The sequence below is a fragment of the Wolbachia endosymbiont (group B) of Parapoynx stratiotata genome, from assembly GCF_947250635.1.
Taxonomy (GTDB): Bacteria; Pseudomonadota; Alphaproteobacteria; order Rickettsiales; family Anaplasmataceae; genus Wolbachia.
The window spans coordinates 595,492-618,963 of sequence record NZ_OX366335.1 but is presented as its reverse complement, the minus strand read 5'-3'; the positions used below and the strand labels follow the sequence as shown (position 1 = coordinate 618,963).

The following is a 23,472-nucleotide window of genomic DNA, read 5'->3' as shown; positions in this document are numbered from 1 at the left end:
TAATACTGCATTTTCCACCCTTATATACGAGCCTAAAAACTCAATCAGTTGTTCGGAACTATTCAGTACATAAACAGAGAAGAGAACCTTGCTCCAATACGGTCCCTTATGACCAAGATCTATGACGGTTCCTCTTCTCTATACATCTTTATATTACTACTTCTTAATACTTATAAAGACTTGTTTTTAACATATAAGATTAATGAACAAGATCCTGTGAAAAGGAAAGATATAGAAGATGTAAAAGAACATCTTAGAAAGCAAGATGAAGATAGGCGTCAATTTTCCTATAGTTTTGGCAAGACACCAGAAAATTTCATTGAAAGAAAAGAGGTGGTAAAAAATTTGAACCTAAGGTTACATAGTAGTAGTCAAGAAGTAAAAATGTCACGAGTAGTCTTAATTAGTGGGAAGTCTGGAATAGGAAAAAGCGAACTTGCTAGAGGCTATGGGTTTAGTGAAAGGCGTAAGGCTACTTGGGCAAGGATTATGTGGATAGATGCCTCGTCATGTACCAATCTTTCAAATTCATTTCATGGGTTGGCTGAAAGGTTAGGGGTTTCTAGAAAAAGTGAGCAAAGGAGAGAGAGAAACATTAAATCTATTGTCGAGGATGTATATGAGTATCTTCAAGACACAAAAAGTTTGTTTGTTTTCGATGATGCTAGTAGTTATAAGGAGATTGAGAATTTTTTACCATCCAGCTTCCCTGTTTTTTCTAATAGAGAAAAACCTTACGTTTTAATTACTTCTCCTAACAAGAATTGGAAAGAAGAAATAGAAGATATAGAAGAAATAAAGTTGGGTAATTTAAAAAAAGAAGAAGCCGAGGAATTTACTCGAAAAGCCTTAGGGGAAGATGAATCACAAGGTAAATCTATATCAGAGTTAATAGAAGAGTTTAATTGTTTTCCATTAGATTTGAAAGCAGCAACATCATGCATTAAACAAAAAGGTCTTAGTATTAGAGAATATCTGGAGGAATATAGAGTAGCTCAGCAATCAAAACCTGATTTTGGGGGAACGTTCAAAAAAGTGTGTCAAACCGAAAAAAAAGTAATAAATTGATATAAAAAATGGAGGTTTGATATGGGTCAAGCAAATAGAACTACTGGTTTGGTAGATTATAAAGAATTAGAAACAAATATCCTGTCATCTATACGAGAAGGAAGACCATTGACAGGAAGAGATGGAGCATTAACACCGTTTATAAAAAGGTTGCTAGAGGCAAGTCTGGAAGGTGAAATAGAAAGCCACATGTCAGCTAAAAGTGAAGAAAATAACCGAAGAAATGGAAGGAATGGGAACGTTCAAAAAAGTGTGTCAAACCGAAAAAAAAGTAATAAATTGATATAAAAAATGGAGGTTTGATATGGGTCAAGCAAATAGAACTACTGGTTTGGTAGATTATAAAGAATTAGAAACAAATATCCTGTCATCTATACGAGAAGGAAGACCATTGACAGGAAGAGATGGAGCATTAACACCGTTTATAAAAAGGTTGCTAGAGGCAAGTCTGGAAGGTGAAATAGAAAGCCACATGTCAGCTAAAAGTGAAGAAAATAACCGAAGAAATGGAAGGAATGCAAAAACTTTACGTACAAGTTCAGGCTCATTTGAACTATTAACACCAAGAGACAGAGAAGGAAGCTTTGAACCGCAAATAGTCAAAAAAAGGCAAACAAGCCTACATCCAGAACTTGAAGCAAAGGTCTTAAGCACATATGCCAGTGGCATGGGATACAGAGATATAGCTTCACATGTTGAGGAAATATATGACCACAAAATATCAGCAGCAGAGATATCCAGTATTACTGATAAACTGCTACCAGTAATCAATGAATGGCGCAGCCGCCCACTGCAATCAGTGTATCCAATAGTGTTTATGGATGGCATGTTCTTTAAGGTCAAGGGGGAACGTTCAAAAAAGTGTGTCAAGCCGCATTTTTATGTATTAAACAAGACTTGATCTGACACTTTAAAAAAGTAAGTTATAAAATAATAAAAGAAAGGAGTGTTAGATATGAGTACGATACAAACAAAAATACTAAAACCAAAGTTAGGGTTATTAGAACTAGCAAAGCAATTAGGTAACGTATCACAAGCGTGTAAGGTGATGGGTTATTCGCGTGATACATTTTATCGATTTAAGGAGTTATATGAAAGTGGGGGAGAAGGAGCATTACATGAAATAAGTAAGAAAAAACCCCTATTAGCAAACAGAGTTTCCGAAGATATAGAAAGGGCAATAATTGGCATAGCTACAGAATTTCCAGCATATGGACAACAAAGAGCTGCAAATGAGCTGAGAAAAAGGGGTGTAATAATTTCCGAAGGTGGCGTAAGATCTGTATGGCTAAGAAATGACATTGAAACGTTCAAAAAAAGACTTAAAGCCCTTGAAGCAAAGGTTGCACAAGACGGCATAATTTTAACTGAAGAGCAACTTGCAGCATTGGAAAAAGTTAAAGAGCAAAGAGAAGCTCACGGTGAAATTGAAACAGAACACTCAGGTTATTTAGGGTCTCAAGATACTTATTACGTAGGCAATATCAAGGGCGTTGGGCGCATTTACCAGCAGACTTTTATTGATACATATTCGAGAGTGGCTTTTGCTAAGCTTTATACAGATAAAACTGCTATTACCGCTGCCGACTTGCTGAATGATAGAGTAATACCATTTTTCGATGTACAAAACGTGCCATTATTGCGCATTTTGACTGATAGAGGTACAGAATATTGTGGTAAACCAGAAAATCACGCTTATCAGCTTTATTTGGGAATTGAAAATATTGATCATTCAAGAACTAAAGCCAATTCACCACAAACTAATGGCATATGCGAAAGGTTTCATAAAACTATGCAAGATGAGTGTTACAATATTATCTTTAGAAAGAAAATCTACAGTTCTTTAGAAGATTTGCAGATAGATGTTGATCATTGGTTACGCTCTTACAATGAGACCAGGCCTCACTCAGGTAAATATTGCTATGGTAAAACGCCTATGCAGACTTTTCTTGATAGCAAACACATTGCTTTTCAGAAAAATATTAGTAACGTTAAACAAGAGACTGATATTAGTTTTAACTACCTCAATTCTTCTGTCAGTTAATTCGTTGCTGTCAGATTAAGTTGTGTCTAGTACAATTTTTAGTTCAACTCAATTTTCAATCTATCTGGAAAGAAAATATCAAGTTGAGACATAGTTAAAGCCCAATTAGGGAGAGCCATAATCCACTTTTGCTCTACCTTTTTTATAGCACAATATACCTGTTTGTACAAGGCATTTGTACTAGTAAATGAACCCTTAGTTTTAGTAAATTTCCTGATTTGTCTATGCAACCCCTCAATTGGATTGGTGGTGTAAATCAGCTTCCTAACTTGCCCAGAATACTTAAAATAACTGGATAAGTTTTCCCAATTGTTCTGCCAGGATTTTATAACTAAAGGATACTTCTCTCCCCATTTTTCTTCCAGCTCAAGCAGATAATTCTCAGCGATCTCTTTACTTGAAGCACGATATATTTTTTTCAAATCATTCATGAAAACTTTTACATCTTTGCTAGATACATATTTCAGTGAATTCCTTATCTGATGCACTATACATAGCTGTACTTCTGCCTTAGGAAACACACTATTTATAGCCGCAGGAAAGCTTTTTAGCCCATCAATGCAGGCAATTAGAATATCTTCTACTCCTCGCTCTTTTAGGTCATTTAGAACTCCCAACCAGAAGTTAGCTCCTTCACTTTCAGCCAAATAAAAACCTAATACTTCTTTTCTGCCATTTTGATTTATGCCCAATATATTATACATGCATTTACTTATACAATGTCCGTCCTCCTTGACCTTAAAGAACATGCCATCCATAAACACTATTGGATACACTGATTGCAGTGGGCGGCTGCGCCATTCATTGATTACTGGTAGCAGTTTATCAGTAATACTGGATATCTCTGCTGCTGATATTTTGTGGTCATATATTTCCTCAACATGTGAAGCTATATCTCTGTATCCCATGCCACTGGCATATGTGCTTAAGACCTTTGCTTCAAGTTCTGGATGTAGGCTTGTTTGCCTTTTTTTGACTATTTGCGGTTCAAAGCTTCCTTCTCTGTCTCTTGGTGTTAATAGTTCAAATGAGCCTGAACTTGTACGTAAAGTTTTTGCATTCCTTCCATTTCTTCGGTTATTTTCTTCACTTTTAGCTGACATGTGGCTTTCTATTTCACCTTCCAGACTTGCCTCTAGCAACCTTTTTATAAACGGTGTTAATGCTCCATCTCTTCCTGTCAATGGTCTTCCTTCTCGTATAGATGACAGGATATTTGTTTCTAATTCTTTATAATCTACCAAACCAGTAGTTCTATTTGCTTGACCCATATCAAACCTCCATTTTTTATATCAATTTATTACTTTTTTTTCGGTTTGACACACTTTTTTGAACGTTCCCGAACGTTCCCAACATTTCAAGTGAAACAGCAGATCGTCCTTGTTCATATTCATATATTCTTTGATTTATTATGCCCACTTTACTTGCTAAATCTTCTTGTGTGTATCCTCTTCTCAACCTCCATTCTTTTATTCTTCGACCTACTTTATACGGAATAGAAATTTTTTTTTCATCATTATCATATTCATCAATAGATAAACTGGTCGTTTGAGAGATAACATGAGCAGAAACTCCTTCCTTAACCAAACCCTTTGCTACTTCTATTTTTACCGCCTTTCCACTTTCTTCCTCACTAATACGGATGAATTTAGTTAATAAATAAAACGTTTCACGTAATTCTTGATCCTTAATCTCTTTATGTCTTCTTACTAGATTTAGTACCTCCTCTTCCTCATACCTTCCCTCATTTGATACTTCTTGTCCGCAAGCTAGATCTCTAGCAGTTGTTGATAATGCTTCTGCTAATTCATATAACTTCTTAATTGAAATTCTGCGTGTTCCTTTTTCATATTGCAGTATTACTTGATATGTTGTATCGATTTTTTTTGCTAAATCTTTTTGAGTATATCCCTTTGCTAACCTACGATTTCTTACTTCCTGTCCTATTACTTTGTAATCTAAAAAATTAGAGCATTTATTCTCTTTTTTCACATTTTATACTCATAATCAGAAGAGCCGTTACTTATACTTAATTGGGAACCTTTTTGACAAACTGAACTCATCTCCTTTCAAACAATTTTTCTATATCACTTAGTTTCATTTCTATATACGTTGGTCTTCCGTGATTGCATTGCCCAGCATAAGGTGTTTCCTCCATTTGTCTCATCAACTCATTCATCTCCTCCAACTTCATTGCCCTTCCAGCTCTAATTGACCCATGGCACGCAATGGTAGCTAGTATCTTGTTCACTTTTTCTTCTATAGGTAGCGTATCTCCTATCTCCATTAATCTATCAACTATATTCATCACCATCTCTTTCACATTTATTGTTCCTAAAATTGCAGGTATTTCTTTCACCCTTACTTTATCTTCTGATTCTATTTCAATACCAAAACCCATTTCAAAGAGCCTATCTTTATACATTCCAACCATCTCCATTCCTGCTTGGTTTTTAATCTCAACTGTTTCAGGAAGAAGAAGTTTTTGTCTTTTTATGCTTGATTTTTGCTTTAAGCACTCGTGTATTAATCTCTCATGGGCTGCGTGCTGGTCTACTATAATTAATTTTCCTTTAGCCTCAGCAATAATGTAAGTATTGTAGACCTGACAGCGTGCATATCCTAGAGGATGATCCGCTATTAAATCAATTTGCTTCCTTTCTAAAACCATCGTTCCCTTTTGGGGTGGGGATTCTCCATACTTAAAAGTTTCTGGTAAGCTTTGCCTTCTTTCATCTGGTGCATTGAACTCTTTCATTAGACGATTTTCTAAAAGACTTGGTCTCTTTTCATAAAACTCTTTTTGATCTTTTTTCTCTTGACTATCAATCTGCTCTTGGCTTTTACTATCATTAAAAATTAGCTCCTCTTCAATACCTTGATCACCCGCTGCAAATCTCGTTGATAGTGTTTTTATTATCCCTCTTCTCACTATTTCATATATTAGCCTTTTATTCTGAAATCTTACTTCCGATTTATTTGGATGCACATTTACATCTACTTGGTCATATGGTACTTCTAAATGCAACACTGCAAAAGGATACCTATTGTTTGGAATAAAATCGTGATACGCATATCTAATTGCACCAACAAGTAGATTGTCTTTTATTGGCCTTCCATTAACAAACGTATAAATCTGAGTTGAGTTGCCACGATTGACATTAGGTTTACAGATGTGTCCCTTAAGTTTGATGCCTTCTTCTTCCTCTTTAACTTCCAGTGAATTGCTTTGAAATTCTTCTTCTATTTCACATAATCTGTTGAACAGCGAAGTTTGCTTAACATATTTTAAGAGCTTTTTATTACCAGAAGTGAGAGTAAACCCAATACTATAATTAATCATCGCTAAGTTATTCACAATATCAACAATACTTTGTGTTTCTGCCCTTTCGGTTTTTAGAAACTTTAGTCTATTTGGTGTAGCAAAAAATAAGTCACGAACTTCAATATATGTACCTTGCAACAAAGAACAAGGGGTAATCTCTCTTATTTTTTCTCCTCCCTCATATCTTATAGACCATGCTTCCTTTGCTCCACTTGCCTTGGATGATAATTTCATTCTGCTTACTGCTGCAATTGAAGGCAGAGCCTCTCCTCTAAAGCCAAGATGTCTGATCTCTATTAATTCACCATCGCTTAATTTTGAAGTAGCGTGGCGCATAAACGCAAGTTCCAAATCTTCCTTTTCTATTCCATTTCCATTATCTGTCACAGTGATAAGGTTACGCCCACCACTTTCTATTTTGATCTCTATTTCTGAACTTCCAGCATCTATTGCATTTTCTACTAATTCCTTTACTACACTTGCTGGCCTTTCGATTACTTCACCTGCTGCTATACGATTTATTGTTTTTGTATCTAAAAGAATTATTGCCATAATACTCCACCCAATCTATGAAACTTAGAGTTCCCTCTATTTTTTGGTGATTTCTTGACCTCACAATCTCTATATTTTAGCTTTTTAGATTCCTTTCTAGCAAGTCTATCTGCCTCCTCATTGTACATATTACCGTTGTGAGCTCTAACCCACTTGCAATTAATATCATGCTGCAAAGCAACTTCATCTAGTTCCTGCCATAATTCTCTGTTCTTCACTGGCTTTTTATCGGCTGTCTTCCAACCATTTATTTTCCACTTGTTGATCCACTCTGTTATACCTTGTTTAATATACTGACTATCAGTGTGTACAATAACTTTGCAGGAAATTTTTAACATCTTTAGTCCATTAATTACAGCCTTTAGCTCCATCTTGTTATTTGTTGTGTTTTCTTCACCTCCAGAGATACGTTTTTTGATAAAGACACTTTTATTTTCATACATTACCACGGCTGCCCATCCACCGGGACCAGGGTTTCCAGAACAAGCTCCATCTGTATATATTATAACCTTCTTTTTGTCCATATTGACAGGATATAGATTTAACATAAATTTGCTACTGAAATGTTGACACTAAGTTTCAAGATCTTTATCCTGTAAAGGTGTGGGAGATTAATGAACCTGTCCTCACGATATTAGGTAAATTGTAATTGAGCTTTTGGGCTTGTATTTTTATTAGGAGGTTAATCTCTCACACCCAAAATAAGTGTTTTTAAAGCTCTTTATAGCTCATGAATTCATTTGCTGGGGTTTATGGAGGGAGTTGTAAAAGATGATAAAATAAACAGCTAAGGTGCGCAGTAGCATTCTATGGTCATCTATGAAGGTAGTTTTTTGCCAACTCTTGAAATTTAGCTAACTTTAATAGACTTTAGCACAAAAACGTTGAATATTTCTTCACAATTGTGTATGATTATGAATGCTTTTTATCTTACTTTCTCATGGCTCTTTCCAAGTTTCTCGATCCTAAGAATGATATATCGTTCAAGCGCATCTTTGGTACTGAAAAAAATAAAGATATTCTTATTCACTTTCTTAATGATATTCTTGGCTTCACTGGTAAAAGTGCAATAAAGGATATAGAGTTTTTAAGTACTATTCAAGACCCTGAGATTGCCTCCAAAAAACAAAGCATTGTCGATGTTCTTTGTAGAGATGAAAATGGGCTACAAGTGATAGTCGAAATGCAGGTCGCTAAAACCAAAGGCTTCGAGAAACGTGCCCAATACTATGCTGCTAAAGCCTATTCAAGACAAGCCGATAAAGGTGATCAATACCAGGACCTTAAGGAAATTATCTTTATTGCTATAGCAGATTGTATTTTATTTCCTGATAAGTCTGAGTATAAATCAAAGCACACTATTCGCGATGAAGATACTAATGAACATGATCTAAAAGATTTTTACTTCATATTTATTGAATTGCCAAAATTTCCGAAGACAAAAGAAGATCAGTTAGAGAATATAGTTGAGAAATGGGTTTACTTCTTCAAATATGCAGACGAAACCAGTGAAGAAGAGCTGGAAAAAATAATAGGTAGTGATCTAATAATTAAAAAGGCCTATGAAGAGCTAAATAGATTCAACTGGTCAGAAAAAGAATTTATCGCCTATGAACAGGAGATCAAGCGTATTCGTGATGAACAGGCTGTCCTCGCTCAAAAACTCGATGATGCCACTCAAAAAGGTAGACAAGAAGGTAGACAAGAAGGCATCCAAATCGGTCATGAAAAAGGCAGGGCGGAAGGTCGCAAAGAAAGGGACATTGAAGTTGCAAAAAACCTACTTAAGGCTGGTGTTTCCATTGATATCATCTCCCAAACAACCGGCCTTCCTAAAGCTGAAATAAAACAACTTCAGAAAGAAATTGTCTGACATGATTCTTGTAGCTGCTTGTCTACTGTTGGATCATTTAAATAAGTTTCAGGGTTATCATCTATTCCGTCAGTAGTTTCTTGACTGTTTTCACCCCGATTTAAGGTACCCTTCCTGGTTTTTCTCTTAACTTTAGGATCATTTTGTTGTGCATTACCTAAATTTTGTCCTTGCTCCGTTCTACCAGATGAGCTACTTGACTCAAGGCCTACATTGGTTATTTTGTCTCCTTCACTAATATTCTGTTCATCTAAGAAAGCAGAAGGAGCTTTTCTGACTTTTTTATATAATATATTAAACATCTCATGCCGATTATTTTTGATAAGATTGTTTAAATACTTTGTTTTGTTGCCTGCCTTATCAAAACAAAGATCATGCAATTTTTCAAAGGTAGGGCAAATATTAAGTCCTACTCCATGTAATATCTTGGATAAATCCTTTGGTGTAAAAAGTTCTTTCTTGGCTAAGAAGTGATTTAAATGATTTTCTTTATTAAAATAAACTTTATGAAAATTTCTTAAAATAGAATTGGCATTAGTTCCTGCCATGGACAATATATTGGATAAATCACTAGGCATAAAACCCACCTTACGGAAATCAGCTAAAAGCTGCGTTTTGTTTCCTACCTCATCAAAACAAACATCATGAAAATCTTTTAAAGCAGAACAAATATTAGCTCTTACTCCATGCAATATATTACATAAATTGCTCAGCGTAAAACCTTTTTCCTCATTTAAAAAATGGTTTAAATACTTTTTTGTTTCTCCTATAAAACAAAAATCATGAAATTTTTCTAAACTATCCGCTGCTCCACTTAATATACTGCAAAAATCACATGGCCTAAAACCTGCCTTATAGAAGTCATCTAAAAGTTTTGTTCTTTTTCCTTCGTCATTAAAACAAACGCTATGCAATCTTTTTAAGATGGAAGAAGTATGAATTCCTGCTTTACATAACATACAGGATAAGTTACTTGGCTCAAAACCTGCCTTATAGAAGTCATCTAAAAGTTCTGTTCTTTTTCCTTCGTCATTAAAACAAACACTATGCAATTTTTCAAAAGCATCTTTAGCACTAGCTCCTGCTCCACCTAAAATACTGGATAAGTTATACATCGTAAAAGTTTTTTCCCCATCTTTTTTCTCAATAAAATGCTTTAAATACTGCTTTTCATTTCCTTGCTCATCAAACCAAAGATCACATAAATCTTTAAAAGCTTTAGGAGCATTAGTTCCTGCTCCACCTAGAATACTGGATATATTAGATAGATTTATTCCTTCTTTCTCTAGAGTTTTTAAATATTGTGTTCTATTTCCTTGTTCATCAAACCAAAGATCATACGAGTCTTTAAAAGCTTCTGCAGCACTATTTCCTGCTCCATGCAAAATACTAGACACAGTAGATAGATTTATTCTTTCCTTTTCTAGAATTTTTAAATATTGCGTTTTATTTCCTCTTTTATCAAACCAAAGATTATATAAGTCTTTAAAGGCTTGAGCAGCACTATTTCCTGCTCGATGCAAGACACTGGACATATTAGCTAGATTCATTCCTTCTTTTTCTAGAGTTTTTAAACATTGCGTTTTATTTCCTTCTTCATCAAACCAAAGATTATATAAATCTTTAAAAGCCTTAGAAGCATTAGCTCCTGCTCCACTTAAGATACTGGACATACAAACTAGATCTACTCCATTTTCTCCTAGTTTTGTTAAATATTGTGTTTTTTTTCCGTTCTGATCAAACCAAAGATTATGTAAATCCTTAAAGGCTCGAGAAGCATTAGCTCCTGCTCCACTTAAGATACTGGACATACGAACCAGATCTACTCCATTTTCTGCTGGTTTTGTTAAATATTGTGTTTTTTTTCCGTTCTGATCAAACCAAAGATTATATAAGTCTTTAAAGGCTTGAGCAGCACTATTTCCTGCTCGATGCAAGACACTGGACATATTAGCTAGATCTATTCCTTCTTTTTCTAGAGTTTTTAAACATTGCGTTTTATTTCCTTCTTCATCAAACCAAAGATTATATAAATCTTTAAAAGCTTTAGAAGCATTAGCTCCTGCTCCACTTAAGATACTGGACATACAAACTAGATCTACTCCATTTTCTCCTAGTTTTGTTAAATATTGTGTTTTTTTCCCGTTCTGATCAAACCAAAGATCATATAAGTCTTTAAAGGCTCGAGAAGCATTAGCTCCTGCTCCACTTAAGATACTGGACATACGAACTAGATCTACTCCATTTTCTCCTAGTTTTGTTAAATATTGTGTTTTTTTCCCGTTCTGATCAAACCAAAGGTCATACAAGTCTTTAAAGGCTTGAGCAGCACTCGCTCTCGCTCCATGTAAAATGCTTGACATATTAACTAGGTTTATTCCTTCTTTTTCTAGAGTTTTTAAATATTGCATTTTATTTCCTTCTTTATCAAACCAAAAGTTATATAAGTCTTTAAAAGCTCTTACAGCTTCATCTCCTGCTCCATGCAAAATACTAGACATATTAGCTAGACTTACCTCATTTCTTTTTAGAACTTCTAGATATCTTCTTCCTTCTCCCTTAATTAAAAAATTTAAGAATTGATAAAATGAGGGTGTTCCTTCTCTACCAACTAAGCTTCTAGCAAATTTGATTTCTTCATCAATATTTTTTTGAATTTTCTGATAACTAGACCTATTATTTTTTATATCTCCAAAAAGCTTTTCCATTATTCCCTTTGTAATAGGGCCAAATTCATGAGATTCTAACCAACGTAATGCTATTTCATGTAATTCTTTATAATTGTATGGAACTTTATTAGACTCATTATTTTTTTCTACTTCACTTTTAAGAATGCTGCTCAGTTCTTCTCTACTAGGCTGATTAATTGCAAATACTAATTTACCTAAAAATGCTTCTTTCATTTCTTCCTGAGAAAATTTTCTTTCTTTTATCACTTTCTGTATAGCAGAAGAACATTCTAATCGCTTTAAAAGTTCTTTTCTTGTTATTTTGTCTTGCGAAAATTGATAAAAACTATACCCTTGCGTATTATCGTTCATAAATAAAAAGTCTTTTAAAATGTCACATGCTTCCATATCTATACTATCAAATTTTAAAGGATAAAAACCTTTAGATAGCACTTTTTTTAATTCGTTTTTTCCTGTAAGATCTAGATCTGCATTAGTGTAGATAATAAAATATCTCATATCATTTTTTAACTCTTCAACAAAAAGAGAAAAATGCTTGTTAATAGAAAACGTATTCTTTCCTTTCTGTTTTCTGGAGGGAAATAACTGACTGTAATCAATATTACTACCTGCGTTATGAGCCTTTATGTAATCAGTTCTGTCTTTATAGTTGATAGTAATGCCATTAGATATATCAGAGCTTTTTCCTCCAAGGTTTATAGAAAACATATTTTTATGCAAGAACATATCATGCAAGAAAAACATTAACAAATTAAACTCATACATAATTCCAGGTACAAGTTCTTTATGCTTTTCTGAAGCTGTTAAATCACGTAATGTTTTTTCTTGTAATGTTATATAATTGTCTTGAATTTCACTATTCTTTTCCATTTCATTTTTAATAATGCTGTTCAGTTCTTCTCTATTAGGCTGATTAACTGCAAATACTAATTTATCTAAAAATTTTTCTTTTATTTCTTCCCGGGAAAGTTTTCTTCCTTTTATCACTTTTTGCACAGCAGACGAGCATTCTAATCGCTTTAAAAGTTCTTTTCTTGTTATTTTATCTTGCGAAAATTGATAAAAACCACACCCTTGCGCATTATCATTTGTAAACAAAAAGTCTTTCAAAATATCACATTCCTCTATATCCATGCTATCAAATTTAAAAGGGTAAAAATTTTTAAATCGTCCTTTTTTTAATTCCTTTTCTTCTGTAAGATTCAAGCATGAATTAGTATAGATAATAAGATATTCTATATCATTTGATAAACTATCCGATTTAGATATTAGATGTCTTACAAAACTCTCAAAGTAATCATTAATAAAAGAAAAACTTCGTTTTTCTTTAGTGAATAGCCTAGCATAATTAATGCCGTCATCCATATAATACTTGTCTACATTTTCAACTTGTATATGAATAGACTTCTTTTCGTAACGAAGAACAATATTACTAAACTTATCAATTTCAGAATCTTCAAATGCTAATGACAACGAAGGATATTTATGTTCATACATGGACTTTCTAAGTGAGCAAAGCACCGACAAGTCTAATTGATACATAAGCCCAATCAAATGATGAGGAATATATTTCTTAGTTTGACAAGTATTATCCAGTTCATCATGTTTAGATTCATCTTGTAAATCACTAGGAAACTCTGAGTCTTCATTATTAGTAACATTTATATTAATGCGTGCCCTTTTTATTACCTTACTGTCTTTATCTGTAACAGAACACTTACGTTTTCTAGAGCTTACACCAATTTCACAAATTTCCTTACTTGAACTTCTTGAATAACTACTTTGTTTGCGTGAGGAGTTTTCAATATTTTGCAATGGTATCGAACCGTAAACTTCCTCTCTAGAAACTTTTATGCCTCTCTTTATATCCTTTTTAATATTACTAAGAAGTGGTACAGAATGGTTTCTGTAATTCACTATATAAACAATATTATTACCTGTACCTACCTTACCTTTAGTGACATGTACTCCATCTATCTCTTCATCTCTCAATTCTATAACCCTAATTTTTACGCTATACTTTTCACATATCATTTTTCCTTCAATCTCAGATCTTCCCCATATAGCGTTTTCAATGTTTTCTGCAGTAAATTCAATACGTGAAATATATTCACAAAGTTTTCCATCTTCTCCTTTTAAAGCATTATCCAACCATGAGCCTTTTTTTGATTGATTAACTTGTTGTACATATTGCTTACAACTTTCCCGTAAAAACTTTACACTAAATCCTTTACTACTTGTAATCAAACCTTGATCTTTTAGCTCGTTCAATCCTTGAGCCAAGGAGTCAAAAAAACAATCCCCTTCACCCACAGCAGCCCCTATCTTAAAGCCCTCAGGCAACTTCTTCCTTAATGCCTCTAAAAGTCGATTTAGCTCCTCTTTTCTCTCTTCATTCTCTGCCTTTTTTATCTGACTAAAAATGGAAATAGGCTCTCTAGTCACACAGCTTTCTCGAGCACCACCATCAGATGATGAACCTGGTACTTCACTCAACTTCAACATATCAAACCCACTATATTAAACCTATACTATAGTATAGCAACAAAAATTATTAAAGCAAGTTACTTTTTGATGGCTAACAACATCACTTTAATTAATACATATTATCATATCTTCTATTATTAAATCAATAATATAATTATATTTATACATAATTAACAAGCAAACGTGAGAAGTGTTTTCTTTGGGATGTCATGGTCTACCGCGCGATACATACGAACTTTTTTGTATTCTGACTTTGCTATACGCTAAAACTAGCCATATTAGCCCATTTTATCCATATATACATACGAACTGTTTTGCCTAAGCTTATGGAAATAATTTAAATCTTCTATTTTTATAACCTTATTTTTACGCAACTTGTTCTCAAAAATATACGATCTTTTTTGAAGGAGTAAACAATTGAATTGTTTATAATACTAGCTAGCATGGTATCTTCACTAAAATATTTTTTGAAAAAGTTAATTGACTTATAAATAATTCTCTACTAATACTGGCATGTGTTTGTTTATTCTGCTGAAGTTGCTCCATACAGGTTTGCTGTAAAAACTTCAGCAGTTTCCGTACTCCTTTAAAGCATAATCCATCACGCTCTTAATAATAGTGATATCAAATATAGGTCTTAACTATTTTAATCTATAGTAAAATTAGCTCAAATTTGCAGTCATAAGCAACTTTTAACCTATCTACATACTCCATTGTTACTCACCATAAAAACTTAACAAAAATATGAGTAGTAAAAAGATTGTGTTGAAATTAGCTTGACCAATATTATATATTGTACATAATATATTCTATATCTAGGCTAGGAGGTAGTATGGATACAGAGTCAGTAAAATATGTTGTAGAATCTATCAGTGAACAAAAGCTAGGAGAGGAATTAAATACTGAGCCATGGCATTCAAAAATTGAGCGTAATAGCAATGAGGAACCAACGCCTGAAGATGACATAACAGATTTAGATGATTATAGTTTGTTTGTTCAAGGAATAAGTAATCGTTCGGAATGTTATGACCTTGATCAGAGACATGAAACTAGGGAGGCTGTTGACACATGTGTAAAACATACATTGTCGTATCAGAGTGAAACTGATGATAGTGATTTATATTGGAAAAATTACTCTATTAGTCCAAGAGACTCTGCTTTAATTAAGTTAGATCTACTACTGACTGAAAGTGAGAGAAGTCTAATTGATGAATTTCGTAAAGAGTTAAAAGATGTAGTAACAAAAAATGATCAAGGTTATAGGGATAAGCATGAAAATTTTACAAACACTGCTTTAGAGCGTATAGAGTGCATAACAAATAAATATTTGCAAAAAGGGATAAGACTCAATTCAAAATATAACGATGATAAGTATACTATAACAAGTTTAATTTTTAAGGAAATAAGAAATATCCCTGATAGAATACGACAGCATAAGGGATTACCACCTTATGAGAGTTTATCAGACGATAGTGAGACTATAACAAGTTTAGTTTCTAAGGGAATAAGAGATATTCCTGCCTACGAGGGTGTATCAGATGATAAAAATATAGGTATTATACGCAATATCATGAGTAATTTACTATTAAAAGGTGGAAGAGTAAAATGCAGTTCCTTTTATGATGATAAGTTATTGTATGCAACTTATGGGTTCAGTTATGAGATTTTTGCAGAACGTGAAGAAATCGATAACAAGCTAAAAAGTGTAGCAGATGAAGGTATTATAAACAGTAGTGCCCAAGGCAAAGCTTTACACGTAGAAATGGATAATGGATATTTTTATGTAAAATATTCGCAAGATAGCACTGTTGAGGTTGCAAAAGTTATAAATAATCCAAAAGTGAAAGATTTAAGTTTTAGACATCATATATTTCATGTTGGAAAGAGTATAGTAAGAGTTGAAAATGTAGGAGGAAAAAGAAATTATACAGACGTTTTAGAAGGTGGCATTGAAATGTCTTTTACTACTGAAGTAGGAAAGATTAGTATTCATCTACGTTCTAGTGATAAAGACAACAATAAAATTGAAGTAAAGATAAGTGACGATGACAAGAAGAAACTTGATCAATTAAAAGATAAGGAAGAAATAGGAGAAAATTGCTTACTTGGTGGATATTCAGTACATGATGCGATTAAACGAGGATATTTTGAAAAACATGAAACACTACGTCAATCTTCTGAAAAAATTACCTTATCTAATGAAAAGAAAAAAAATAGTTGGTGTGAGATAGTAACAAATTCAAAACAGACAACAAGCCGTACTGTAGGGTAAATGCTAAACTGCTTGATTGTCTAAAGATCTTATATTACTCACCATAAAAACTTAACAAACGACGTGAGTAGTAAAAAGATTATGGTTATTGATTTAATGTTATATATTGCATATAATATATCATATGTTTTAGCTCAGAGGAGTAAGTATGGGTAAATTTACTGGGATAACAAAATCTATCATCAATCAAATAAAGCTAAAATCCAAACCAGAGCCATCTGATTTTGAATATGAATCAATTATAGAACATCTATCATCTAAAGAGCATTTATTAAATGAGCTGATGAATGATATGTGGTACTCAGGAGACTTACCATCAGTCAGAAACTATAATGAACCATTATCTTTGATAGATAGCAAACTTGGATTAAGTGAACAGATTTGTGTTTGGTTTGCTCTAGATCATGACCTTACACCAAGTCAAAAAAATTTAAACAAAAAGTTACTTAGTGCTCTAAAATGTTTAACTTCTAACTGTGGTTCATTTGATAATACTGAGCCCCTTGAAGAATTTTTACATGATAATAGAAACAATAAAGATTTAAAAGTAATTCTTAACCTAAGAAGAGGAGAATCTCAATCAACAGTATTGCATGCAATTGCAGGAGCAAAGATTGGTGGATTTCGTCGCACAGGAAATCAGGCTATAGATTTACTCTTAGAAGCAGGCGCAGATCCTAACATACAAGATAATAAAGGAAAAACACCATTATACCTTGCTGCTGCCAAAGGTCACCACGATAATGCAAACTCTCTTCTTTTGAAAGGAGCTAAACCTAATATAACAAGTAGAAAGGGCAAAACTCCACAACAAATAGCAACTAATAAACTCTGCTATAATATAGAAGAATTATTTTTAACTGATAAACAGAAAAAGTTGAATAAGGAATTGTATGACTTACTTGTACTCGATTCAGACTGCACTAAAAATTTAAAGGAGTTTTTAAGTAAGCATAAAAGAGATTCAGACCTAAAAGTAGTGCTAAATATTAGGCAAGGAATGGGTGAATCAAAAGTGTTTTCGTATGTTGATCGTTTTGCTTGGGATAATGAAGATCTTGCTCAAGAGTTAAGAAAAATATTTCTAGAAGCAGGAGCATTAGATTATGGTATAAATATTTATCGTCAGCAAAAGAAAGGACAGGTCAGTAAATTACTCGTTAATTTAACCTCAAATCAAAAGGAAAAGTTAAATGAGTTTTCTGATAAGGTGTTTCAGGCTCAAAACATGGCTGAACTTGAAGAGATTGTAAACGATGCTATAAAGTCTGGTGTACGATTAAACTATTCTCTTTCACAAGATTTCTTTTCAGGTAATGAGTACACTTTTACCGATTATGTGATGAAAAAAATCAGTGAGTTGGAAAAAAATCCTAAAGTTGCTAGTAATATAATATGTCAATTAGTATCAAAAGGGGCAGTGTTTGGTAATACAGTTGATGCTAACACACTGACATCAGAATTTAAAGAGCATAAAACTAACCTAAAAAAAGCTTATAGAGATTATATTAGCAATTCTCATAAGTTTATTGAAATCGCAAAAAGTGCAACCAATAGCGAGCTAAAAGATGCAAGAGTAGACAACTCCGTTTTTTACTTAGAATATTCTAAAGATAGTAAAATAGACATTATAAAGATAACAGATGGGGCAAGGGATTTAGGTCTAACAGATGGAGATGTAAAGTGTGGAAGAAATATAGTAAAGATCGGTAATAGTGAAGTAGAAATTAAAATTGAAGATGGCATAAGGAATTACACAGATCTTACAGAAGGCAGCGATGTAGTATTAACTTTCTATACTAGTTTGGGAGAATTAGAAGTTAGGTTATATCCTGATGAGAAAAATAAAAATTGGATAAAAGTAGAGGTGAGTGAAGAAGGCCTACTTCTACTTGATAAAATAGAAAGTTATAATGAAGCAATAGAAGATTGTAATGAGGGAATAGAAAATTATGAAGAAATAGGACAAAATTGCTTACTGGGAGGTTTATCAGTCATTGAAGCCATAGACCGAGGTGTTTTTGCTAGATCTGGTGGGTTAATGCGTCCTGAATTAATAAGCGAATCCAATAAGCAGAAGGGTTCATGGGTAAAACGTGAAGAATTAAGAAGAGTTTCTGATTCTAGGGAAAAAATTGCTAATTTACCATAAAAGTTGAAAATTATTATTTAAATATAAATTACTACAGTTAATAAATTATTGCAAAGGAGTCGAATCGATATCAATAATCTTTTAAGAATACTCTTTTATGTTGTTTTTCAGGAAAATGAGATGTCATTGTACAGGAGCTGGCCACAAGGTGTATTTTCAGGATATGAGACTGTATTAAAACACGATTGGCTGAGCCGACCTTTTACAGAATTTTTTTTCCAGATCTATAGCTCTTTTCACAATAATCCAAATAAATCATAATATGCTACTGGCCTACTATAGCCATAAACACATATCTTACCCTGTTCGGACTACTATAAGAAAAGCTATACTATTAAAATATGCAGCTAAATTGTATACATTGTCTACCACTGTTGCATCTAGTATGCTAAAATCTTCATCATCTATATTAATATTTTCGCATAATTGATTTTGTAACATCGACTTACATCAATCTCAATATCTTTTGGCATGGCCCTTTGTAGCAGCTCCTTCTTGCACATACTCTTTTCAATCTCCCGTTGCTTTTGTAAATTAAGAGGGAACGTTCAAAAAAGTGTGTCAAACCGAAAAAAAAGTAATAAATTGATATAAAAAATGGAGGTTTGATATGGGTCAAGCAAATAGAACTACTGGTTTGGTAGATTATAAAGAATTAGAAACAAATATCCTGTCATCTATACGAGAAGGAAGACCATTGACAGGAAGAGATGGAGCATTAACACCGTTTATAAAAAGGTTGCTAGAGGCAAGTCTGGAAGGTGAAATAGAAAGCCACATGTCAGCTAAAAGTGAAGAAAATAACCGAAGAAATGGAAGGAATGCAAAAACTTTACGTACAAGTTCAGGCTCATTTGAACTATTAACACCAAGAGACAGAGAAGGAAGCTTTGAACCGCAAATAGTCAAAAAAAGGCAAACAAGCCTACATCCAGAACTTGAAGCAAAGGTCTTAAGCACATATGCCAGTGGCATGGGATACAGAGATATAGCTTCACATGTTGAGGAAATATATGACCACAAAATATCAGCAGCAGAGATATCCAGTATTACTGATAAACTGCGGGAACGTTCAAAAAAGTGTGTCAAGCCGCATTTTTAGTTCAACTCAATTTTCAATCTATCTGGAAAGAAAATATCAAGTTGAGACATAGTTAAAGCCCAATTAGGGAGAGCCATAATCTGTACTAGACACAACTTAATCTGACAGCAACGAATTAACTGACAGAAGAATTGAGGTAGTTAAAACTAATATCAGTCTCTTGTTTAACGTTACTAATATTTTTCTGAAAAGCAATGTGTTTGCTATCAAGAAAAGTCTGCATAGGCGTTTTACCATAGCAATATTTACCTGAGTGAGGCCTGGTCTCATTGTAAGAGCGTAACCAATGATCAACATCTATCTGCAAATCTTCTAAAGAACTGTAGATTTTCTTTCTAAAGATAATATTGTAACACTCATCTTGCATAGTTTTATGAAACCTTTCGCATATGCCATTAGTTTGTGGTGAATTGGCTTTAGTTCTTGAATGATCAATATTTTCAATTCCCAAATAAAGCTGATAAGCGTGATTTTCTGGTTTACCACAATATTCTGTACCTCTATCAGTCAAAATGCGCAATAATGGCACGTTTTGTACATCGAAAAATGGTATTACTCTATCATTCAGCAAGTCGGCAGCGGTAATAGCAGTTTTATCTGTATAAAGCTTAGCAAAAGCCACTCTCGAATATGTATCAATAAAAGTCTGCTGGTAAATGCGCCCAACGCCCTTGATATTGCCTACGTAATAAGTATCTTGAGACCCTAAATAACCTGAGTGTTCTGTTTCAATTTCACCGTGAGCTTCTCTTTGCTCTTTAACTTTTTCCAATGCTGCAAGTTGCTCTTCAGTTAAAATTATGCCGTCTTGTGCAACCTTTGCTTCAAGGGCTTTAAGTCTTTTTTTGAACGTTTCAATGTCATTTCTTAGCCATACAGATCTTACGCCACCTTCGGAAATTATTACACCCCTTTTTCTCAGCTCATTTGCAGCTCTTTGTTGTCCATATGCTGGAAATTCTGTAGCTATGCCAATTATTGCCCTTTCTATATCTTCGGAAACTCTGTTTGCTAATAGGGGTTTTTTCTTACTTATTTCATGTAATGCTCCTTCTCCCCCACTTTCATATAACTCCTTAAATCGATAAAATGTATCACGCGAATAACCCATCACCTTACACGCTTGTGATACGTTACCTAATTGCTTTGCTAGTTCTAATAACCCTAACTTTGGTTTTAGTATTTTTGTTTGTATCGTACTCATATCTAACACTCCTTTCTTTTATTATTTTATAACTTACTTTTTTAAAGTGTCAGATCAAGTCTTGTTTAATACAGTTTATGGATGGCATGTTCTTTAAGGTCAAGGAGGACGGACATTGTATAAGTAAATGCATGTATAATATATTGGGCATAAATCAAAATGGCAGAAAAGAAGTATTAGGTTTTTATTTGGCTGAAAGTGAAGGAGCTAACTTCTGGTTGGGAGTTCTAAATGACCTAAAAGAGCGAGGAGTAGAAGATATTCTAATTGCCTGCATTGATGGGCTAAAAAGCTTTCCTGCGGCTATAAATAGTGTGTTTCCTAAGGCAGAAGTACAGCTATGTATAGTGCATCAGATAAGGAATTCACTGAAATATGTATCTAGCAAAGATGTAAAAGTTTTCATGAATGATTTGAAAAAAATATATCGTGCTTCAAGTAAAGAGATCGCTGAGAATTATCTGCTTGAGCTGGAAGAAAAATGGGGAGAGAAGTATCCTTTAGTTATAAAATCCTGGCAGAACAATTGGGAAAACTTATCCAGTTATTTTAAGTATTCTGGGCAAGTTAGGAAGCTGATTTACACCACCAATCCAATTGAGGGGTTGCATAGACAAATCAGGAAATTTACTAAAACTAAGGGTTCATTTACTAGTACAAATGCCTTGTACAAACAGGTATATTGTGCTATAAAAAAGGTAGAGCAAAAGTGGATTATGGCTCTCCCTAATTGGGCTTTAACTATGTCTCAACTTGATATTTTCTTTCCAGATAGATTGAAAATTGAGTTGAACTAAAAATGCGGCTTGACACACTTTTTTGAACGTTCCCAAAAAATTTTGTAAACACTTTCTCAACCTCATAATTAACAAGATTTCCTATTATCCTTGAAGCCTCAGGTTCGAGTGGCAATTTAACTTCCTTTATTGGCAATGCTGCTCTTCCTTCACGTTTAAACATACCGCTATTTCCTTTTGGCATAACTGCTGCAAATCCTCCTATAAACTCATGCTTTCCTACTTTCGATCCTCTTCTTGTTTTTTGTATCTTGCCAATTGTCGATGCTCTAATGTCATAGAGATTTGCTCTAATCAACACGTCTAATCTGCTAGTTTTCGCCTTAAAAATTCTTAATCTCTTTCTTATCAAACTTAATTTTATCTGCTTTTCTTCACTGATTTCCTTAGCTGCTTGCGCTTTTAACCATAGTGCCGTTTTGTTTAATGCCTTTACCGTTGCTAATTCTACTTTTCTTCTTTTAGCATTTACATTTTCTATTACCTCAACTTCTATATGAACAGACATTTTACACCCCAGACGCTTTTATTTTCCACGTTATTCCAGACTTGTCTCTAAGTGGCGGTGAGTGTACTTTATATCTTCGATCACCTATAACAAAAACATCTCCTACTATTGGCCTTAACACATCAAACGCACTTACTTCTAACGCTAAAGTTTCTTCCACAAATTGTCCTTCACCAATCTCGTATAATTTATCTGGCTGTTGCTTTAATACTTGTACCATGTATGACTTATCCTTTGATTTATACAAAGCCACTTCTCCTAAATGGGCAAAACAATCTTTTAGTAATCTCTTAATATTCTCTTGCATTCTTTCATAAGTATGCTAATAAGGTATATACTAGTAGAGTCCTCTTGTGCCTCACCAACTTGTAGTTACTCTACCAGTATTGTTATGCTGCAACGACTTTTACTAATGTTCCTGGTCTGTGGCACACTGGCAGAGGATTTGACTGTGTATGTAAATCAGTTCCTCTATCAAACCTCCTTGGCTCTTGTTTTGCATATAGTGGCTGTCCAAGGGTATTTACTGTCTCATTAAAGTCTGCTGGTGCAAAATATGTTGTAAATGTACTTGCTGTTCCTACTGGAAAACAGTGCCCTGTATCTCTTTCTATAAATCTTCTCACGGTTCCTTCAGGATCAGTTGCTTGCCCTCTATATTCCTCAAATGTGATTCCACAGAACGTAAACCCTGACCTCATATCATTCCGAAGCGCTGCTCCTTCTTGCCATCTTTCATATGCTTCTTTTACTTTAGTATGAGAAGTAAGTGCATCAAAAAACTCAGGGCTTACTAAAGCATGAATCCCGGTCATATATTCACCACTTAAGTTGTCTTCAATATGCCGCAATACTTCCAGACACTTACGTTTTACATCTGTTGTTGCTGTTCCAAGGGCAAAATTTACTACTTTTGGTGTTATTTTAAATTCGTTGTACAGATTTAATAATTCTGACCCATCAGCATCTAAAATTATTCCTTTCAGCGCTCCCATACGCAAATGCTCCAACGTTATTGCATGTTTATTTCTCATTAGCTGCAAATGGTCAGTTATTACATCTGCCAGCGCTTTCAGTTCACTCTCTGATCCAAATGCCCTTATTCCTTGTACTTCTTCTGGTAACACCACATCATCATGAGGAATATGAGGAATGGTAAATGTCCTTACCTTTCTTTTACCACGTTTTCCTACTGTTGCTGGTGCCCCTGGTACTTGCGTTGGTAGTAGACTTAAAACTCCATTATGTTCTTCTATTGTAATATGTCTAAATCTTACTGACCTACTTGGAAACAAATTTAGATTTTCAACTCGTCCATAATTTATCGGCAATATATTCATCGCATTTGTTAGTGCCGTCATGCTAAATGCTGTATTTGTAAATGGATTTTGCATTCTT

At 33.8% G+C, this 23,472-nt stretch carries 14 protein-coding genes and 4 pseudogenes; 9 read left to right on the top strand and 9 right to left on the bottom strand.

What is annotated here, in order from left to right; translation table 11 throughout:
- Positions 1–108 precede the first annotated feature (108 nt).
- From OOT12_RS02720 to OOT12_RS02705, 4 genes and pseudogenes are all read left to right on the top strand, one after another.
- Positions 109–1,068, top strand: a complete 960-nt coding sequence (locus tag OOT12_RS02720) for an NB-ARC domain-containing protein (RefSeq protein ID WP_264685373.1) — start codon at positions 109–111, stop codon at positions 1,066–1,068.
- A 21-nt stretch (positions 1,069–1,089) separates the two neighbouring features.
- Positions 1,090–1,320: pseudogene (locus OOT12_RS02715) on the top strand (IS256 family transposase); the annotation flags it as partial.
- A gap of 52 nt (positions 1,321–1,372) precedes the next feature.
- Positions 1,373–1,936: pseudogene (locus tag OOT12_RS02710) on the top strand (transposase); the annotation flags it as partial.
- Positions 1,937–2,023: 87 nt separating this feature from the next.
- Positions 2,024–3,112: an IS481 family transposase gene (locus OOT12_RS02705; RefSeq protein ID WP_019236582.1), complete on the top strand. Its 1,089-nt coding sequence runs from the start codon at positions 2,024–2,026 to the stop codon at positions 3,110–3,112.
- Between the two features lie 38 nt (positions 3,113–3,150).
- Here the strand turns inward: OOT12_RS02705 and OOT12_RS02700 are convergent, their stop codons facing one another.
- From OOT12_RS02700 to rnhA, 4 genes are all read right to left on the bottom strand, one after another.
- On the bottom strand, positions 3,151–4,383 hold the full coding sequence (locus OOT12_RS02700; protein WP_096097236.1) for an IS256 family transposase: 1,233 nt from the start codon (positions 4,381–4,383) through the stop codon (positions 3,151–3,153).
- 16 nt (positions 4,384–4,399) lie between these two features.
- Entirely contained in the window at positions 4,400–5,104 is a 705-nt protein-coding gene (gene wmk, locus OOT12_RS02695; RefSeq protein ID WP_264685372.1) for a WO male-killing family protein Wmk, read from the bottom strand.
- Positions 5,105–5,171: 67 nt separating this feature from the next.
- The gene (gene mutL / locus OOT12_RS02690) at positions 5,172–6,989 is read right to left on the bottom strand and encodes a DNA mismatch repair endonuclease MutL (RefSeq protein ID WP_264376343.1); all 1,818 of its coding nucleotides are present in this window, start codon (positions 6,987–6,989) and stop codon (positions 5,172–5,174) included.
- Entirely contained in the window at positions 6,980–7,513 is a 534-nt protein-coding gene (rnhA, locus tag OOT12_RS02685; protein ID WP_406721091.1) for a ribonuclease HI, read from the bottom strand. Before rnhA ends, mutL begins: the two co-directional genes overlap by 10 nt.
- A 416-nt stretch (positions 7,514–7,929) precedes the next feature.
- On the opposite strand from rnhA, the gene OOT12_RS02680 reads away from it, so the two are divergent.
- On the top strand, positions 7,930–8,862 hold the full coding sequence (locus OOT12_RS02680; protein WP_264376342.1) for an Rpn family recombination-promoting nuclease/putative transposase: 933 nt from the start codon (positions 7,930–7,932) through the stop codon (positions 8,860–8,862).
- Here the strand turns inward: OOT12_RS02680 and OOT12_RS02675 are convergent.
- The gene (locus OOT12_RS02675; RefSeq protein WP_264685371.1) at positions 8,844–14,057 is read right to left on the bottom strand and encodes a CCDC174 family protein; all 5,214 of its coding nucleotides are present in this window, start codon (positions 14,055–14,057) and stop codon (positions 8,844–8,846) included. The two genes, OOT12_RS02680 and OOT12_RS02675, sit on opposite strands and share 19 nt — an antisense overlap.
- 814 nt (positions 14,058–14,871) lie before the next feature.
- On the opposite strand from OOT12_RS02675, the gene OOT12_RS02670 reads away from it, so the two are divergent.
- The 3 genes and pseudogenes from OOT12_RS02670 to OOT12_RS02660 all read left to right on the top strand — a co-directional run.
- Positions 14,872–16,311 (top strand): hypothetical protein, encoded by a 1,440-nt coding sequence (locus OOT12_RS02670; protein WP_264376879.1) that lies wholly within the window; start codon positions 14,872–14,874, stop codon positions 16,309–16,311.
- Between the two features lie 148 nt (positions 16,312–16,459).
- Positions 16,460–18,463: an ankyrin repeat domain-containing protein gene (locus tag OOT12_RS02665; RefSeq protein ID WP_264685232.1), complete on the top strand. Its 2,004-nt coding sequence runs from the start codon at positions 16,460–16,462 to the stop codon at positions 18,461–18,463.
- A gap of 610 nt (positions 18,464–19,073) precedes the next feature.
- Positions 19,074–19,526: pseudogene (locus tag OOT12_RS02660) on the top strand (transposase); the annotation flags it as partial.
- A gap of 154 nt (positions 19,527–19,680) precedes the next feature.
- Here the strand turns inward: OOT12_RS02660 and OOT12_RS02655 are convergent.
- The gene (locus tag OOT12_RS02655; RefSeq protein WP_019236582.1) at positions 19,681–20,769 is read right to left on the bottom strand and encodes an IS481 family transposase; all 1,089 of its coding nucleotides are present in this window, start codon (positions 20,767–20,769) and stop codon (positions 19,681–19,683) included.
- A gap of 68 nt (positions 20,770–20,837) precedes the next feature.
- Between OOT12_RS02655 and OOT12_RS02650 the strand changes: the two are divergent.
- Positions 20,838–21,566, top strand: a pseudogene (locus OOT12_RS02650) (IS256 family transposase); the annotation flags it as partial.
- Here the strand turns inward: OOT12_RS02650 and OOT12_RS02645 are convergent.
- The 3 genes from OOT12_RS02645 to OOT12_RS02635 all read right to left on the bottom strand — a co-directional run bounded on the left by OOT12_RS02645 (position 21,511) and on the right by OOT12_RS02635 (position 23,468).
- The gene (locus OOT12_RS02645; protein ID WP_264685370.1) at positions 21,511–22,074 is read right to left on the bottom strand and encodes a phage tail protein; all 564 of its coding nucleotides are present in this window, start codon (positions 22,072–22,074) and stop codon (positions 21,511–21,513) included. The pseudogene OOT12_RS02650 and the gene OOT12_RS02645 sit on opposite strands and share 56 nt — an antisense overlap.
- A 1-nt stretch (position 22,075) precedes the next feature.
- Positions 22,076–22,381 carry a head-tail joining protein gene (locus OOT12_RS02640; RefSeq protein WP_214303342.1) on the bottom strand — a complete coding sequence of 102 codons (306 nt, stop codon included), beginning with the start codon at positions 22,379–22,381 and terminating at the stop codon, positions 22,076–22,078.
- Between the two features lie 82 nt (positions 22,382–22,463).
- Positions 22,464–23,468: a major capsid protein gene (locus tag OOT12_RS02635; RefSeq protein WP_214303341.1), complete on the bottom strand. Its 1,005-nt coding sequence runs from the start codon at positions 23,466–23,468 to the stop codon at positions 22,464–22,466.
- Positions 23,469–23,472 lie beyond the last annotated feature (4 nt).

Bases quoted from the DNA above. Each gene is read 5' to 3' on its own strand.
- OOT12_RS02720 (WP_264685373.1), top strand. From the start codon at position 109: ATGACCAAGATCTATGACGGTTCCTCTTCTCTATACATCTTTATATTA.
- rnhA (WP_406721091.1), bottom strand. From the start codon at position 7,513: ATGGACAAAAAGAAGGTTATAATATATACAGATGGAGCTTGTTCTGGA.
- OOT12_RS02655 (WP_019236582.1), bottom strand. From the start codon at position 20,769: ATGAGTACGATACAAACAAAAATACTAAAACCAAAGTTAGGGTTATTA.
- OOT12_RS02670 (WP_264376879.1), top strand. From the start codon at position 14,872: ATGGATACAGAGTCAGTAAAATATGTTGTAGAATCTATCAGTGAACAA.
- OOT12_RS02700 (WP_096097236.1), bottom strand. From the start codon at position 4,383: ATGGGTCAAGCAAATAGAACTACTGGTTTGGTAGATTATAAAGAATTA.
- OOT12_RS02705 (WP_019236582.1), top strand. From the start codon at position 2,024: ATGAGTACGATACAAACAAAAATACTAAAACCAAAGTTAGGGTTATTA.
- OOT12_RS02640 (WP_214303342.1), bottom strand. From the start codon at position 22,381: ATGCAAGAGAATATTAAGAGATTACTAAAAGATTGTTTTGCCCATTTA.
- OOT12_RS02645 (WP_264685370.1), bottom strand. From the start codon at position 22,074: ATGTCTGTTCATATAGAAGTTGAGGTAATAGAAAATGTAAATGCTAAA.
- OOT12_RS02675 (WP_264685371.1), bottom strand. From the start codon at position 14,057: ATGTTGAAGTTGAGTGAAGTACCAGGTTCATCATCTGATGGTGGTGCT.
- OOT12_RS02665 (WP_264685232.1), top strand. From the start codon at position 16,460: ATGGGTAAATTTACTGGGATAACAAAATCTATCATCAATCAAATAAAG.
- OOT12_RS02635 (WP_214303341.1), bottom strand. From the start codon at position 23,468: ATGCAAAATCCATTTACAAATACAGCATTTAGCATGACGGCACTAACA.
- OOT12_RS02680 (WP_264376342.1), top strand. From the start codon at position 7,930: ATGGCTCTTTCCAAGTTTCTCGATCCTAAGAATGATATATCGTTCAAG.
- mutL (WP_264376343.1), bottom strand. From the start codon at position 6,989: ATGGCAATAATTCTTTTAGATACAAAAACAATAAATCGTATAGCAGCA.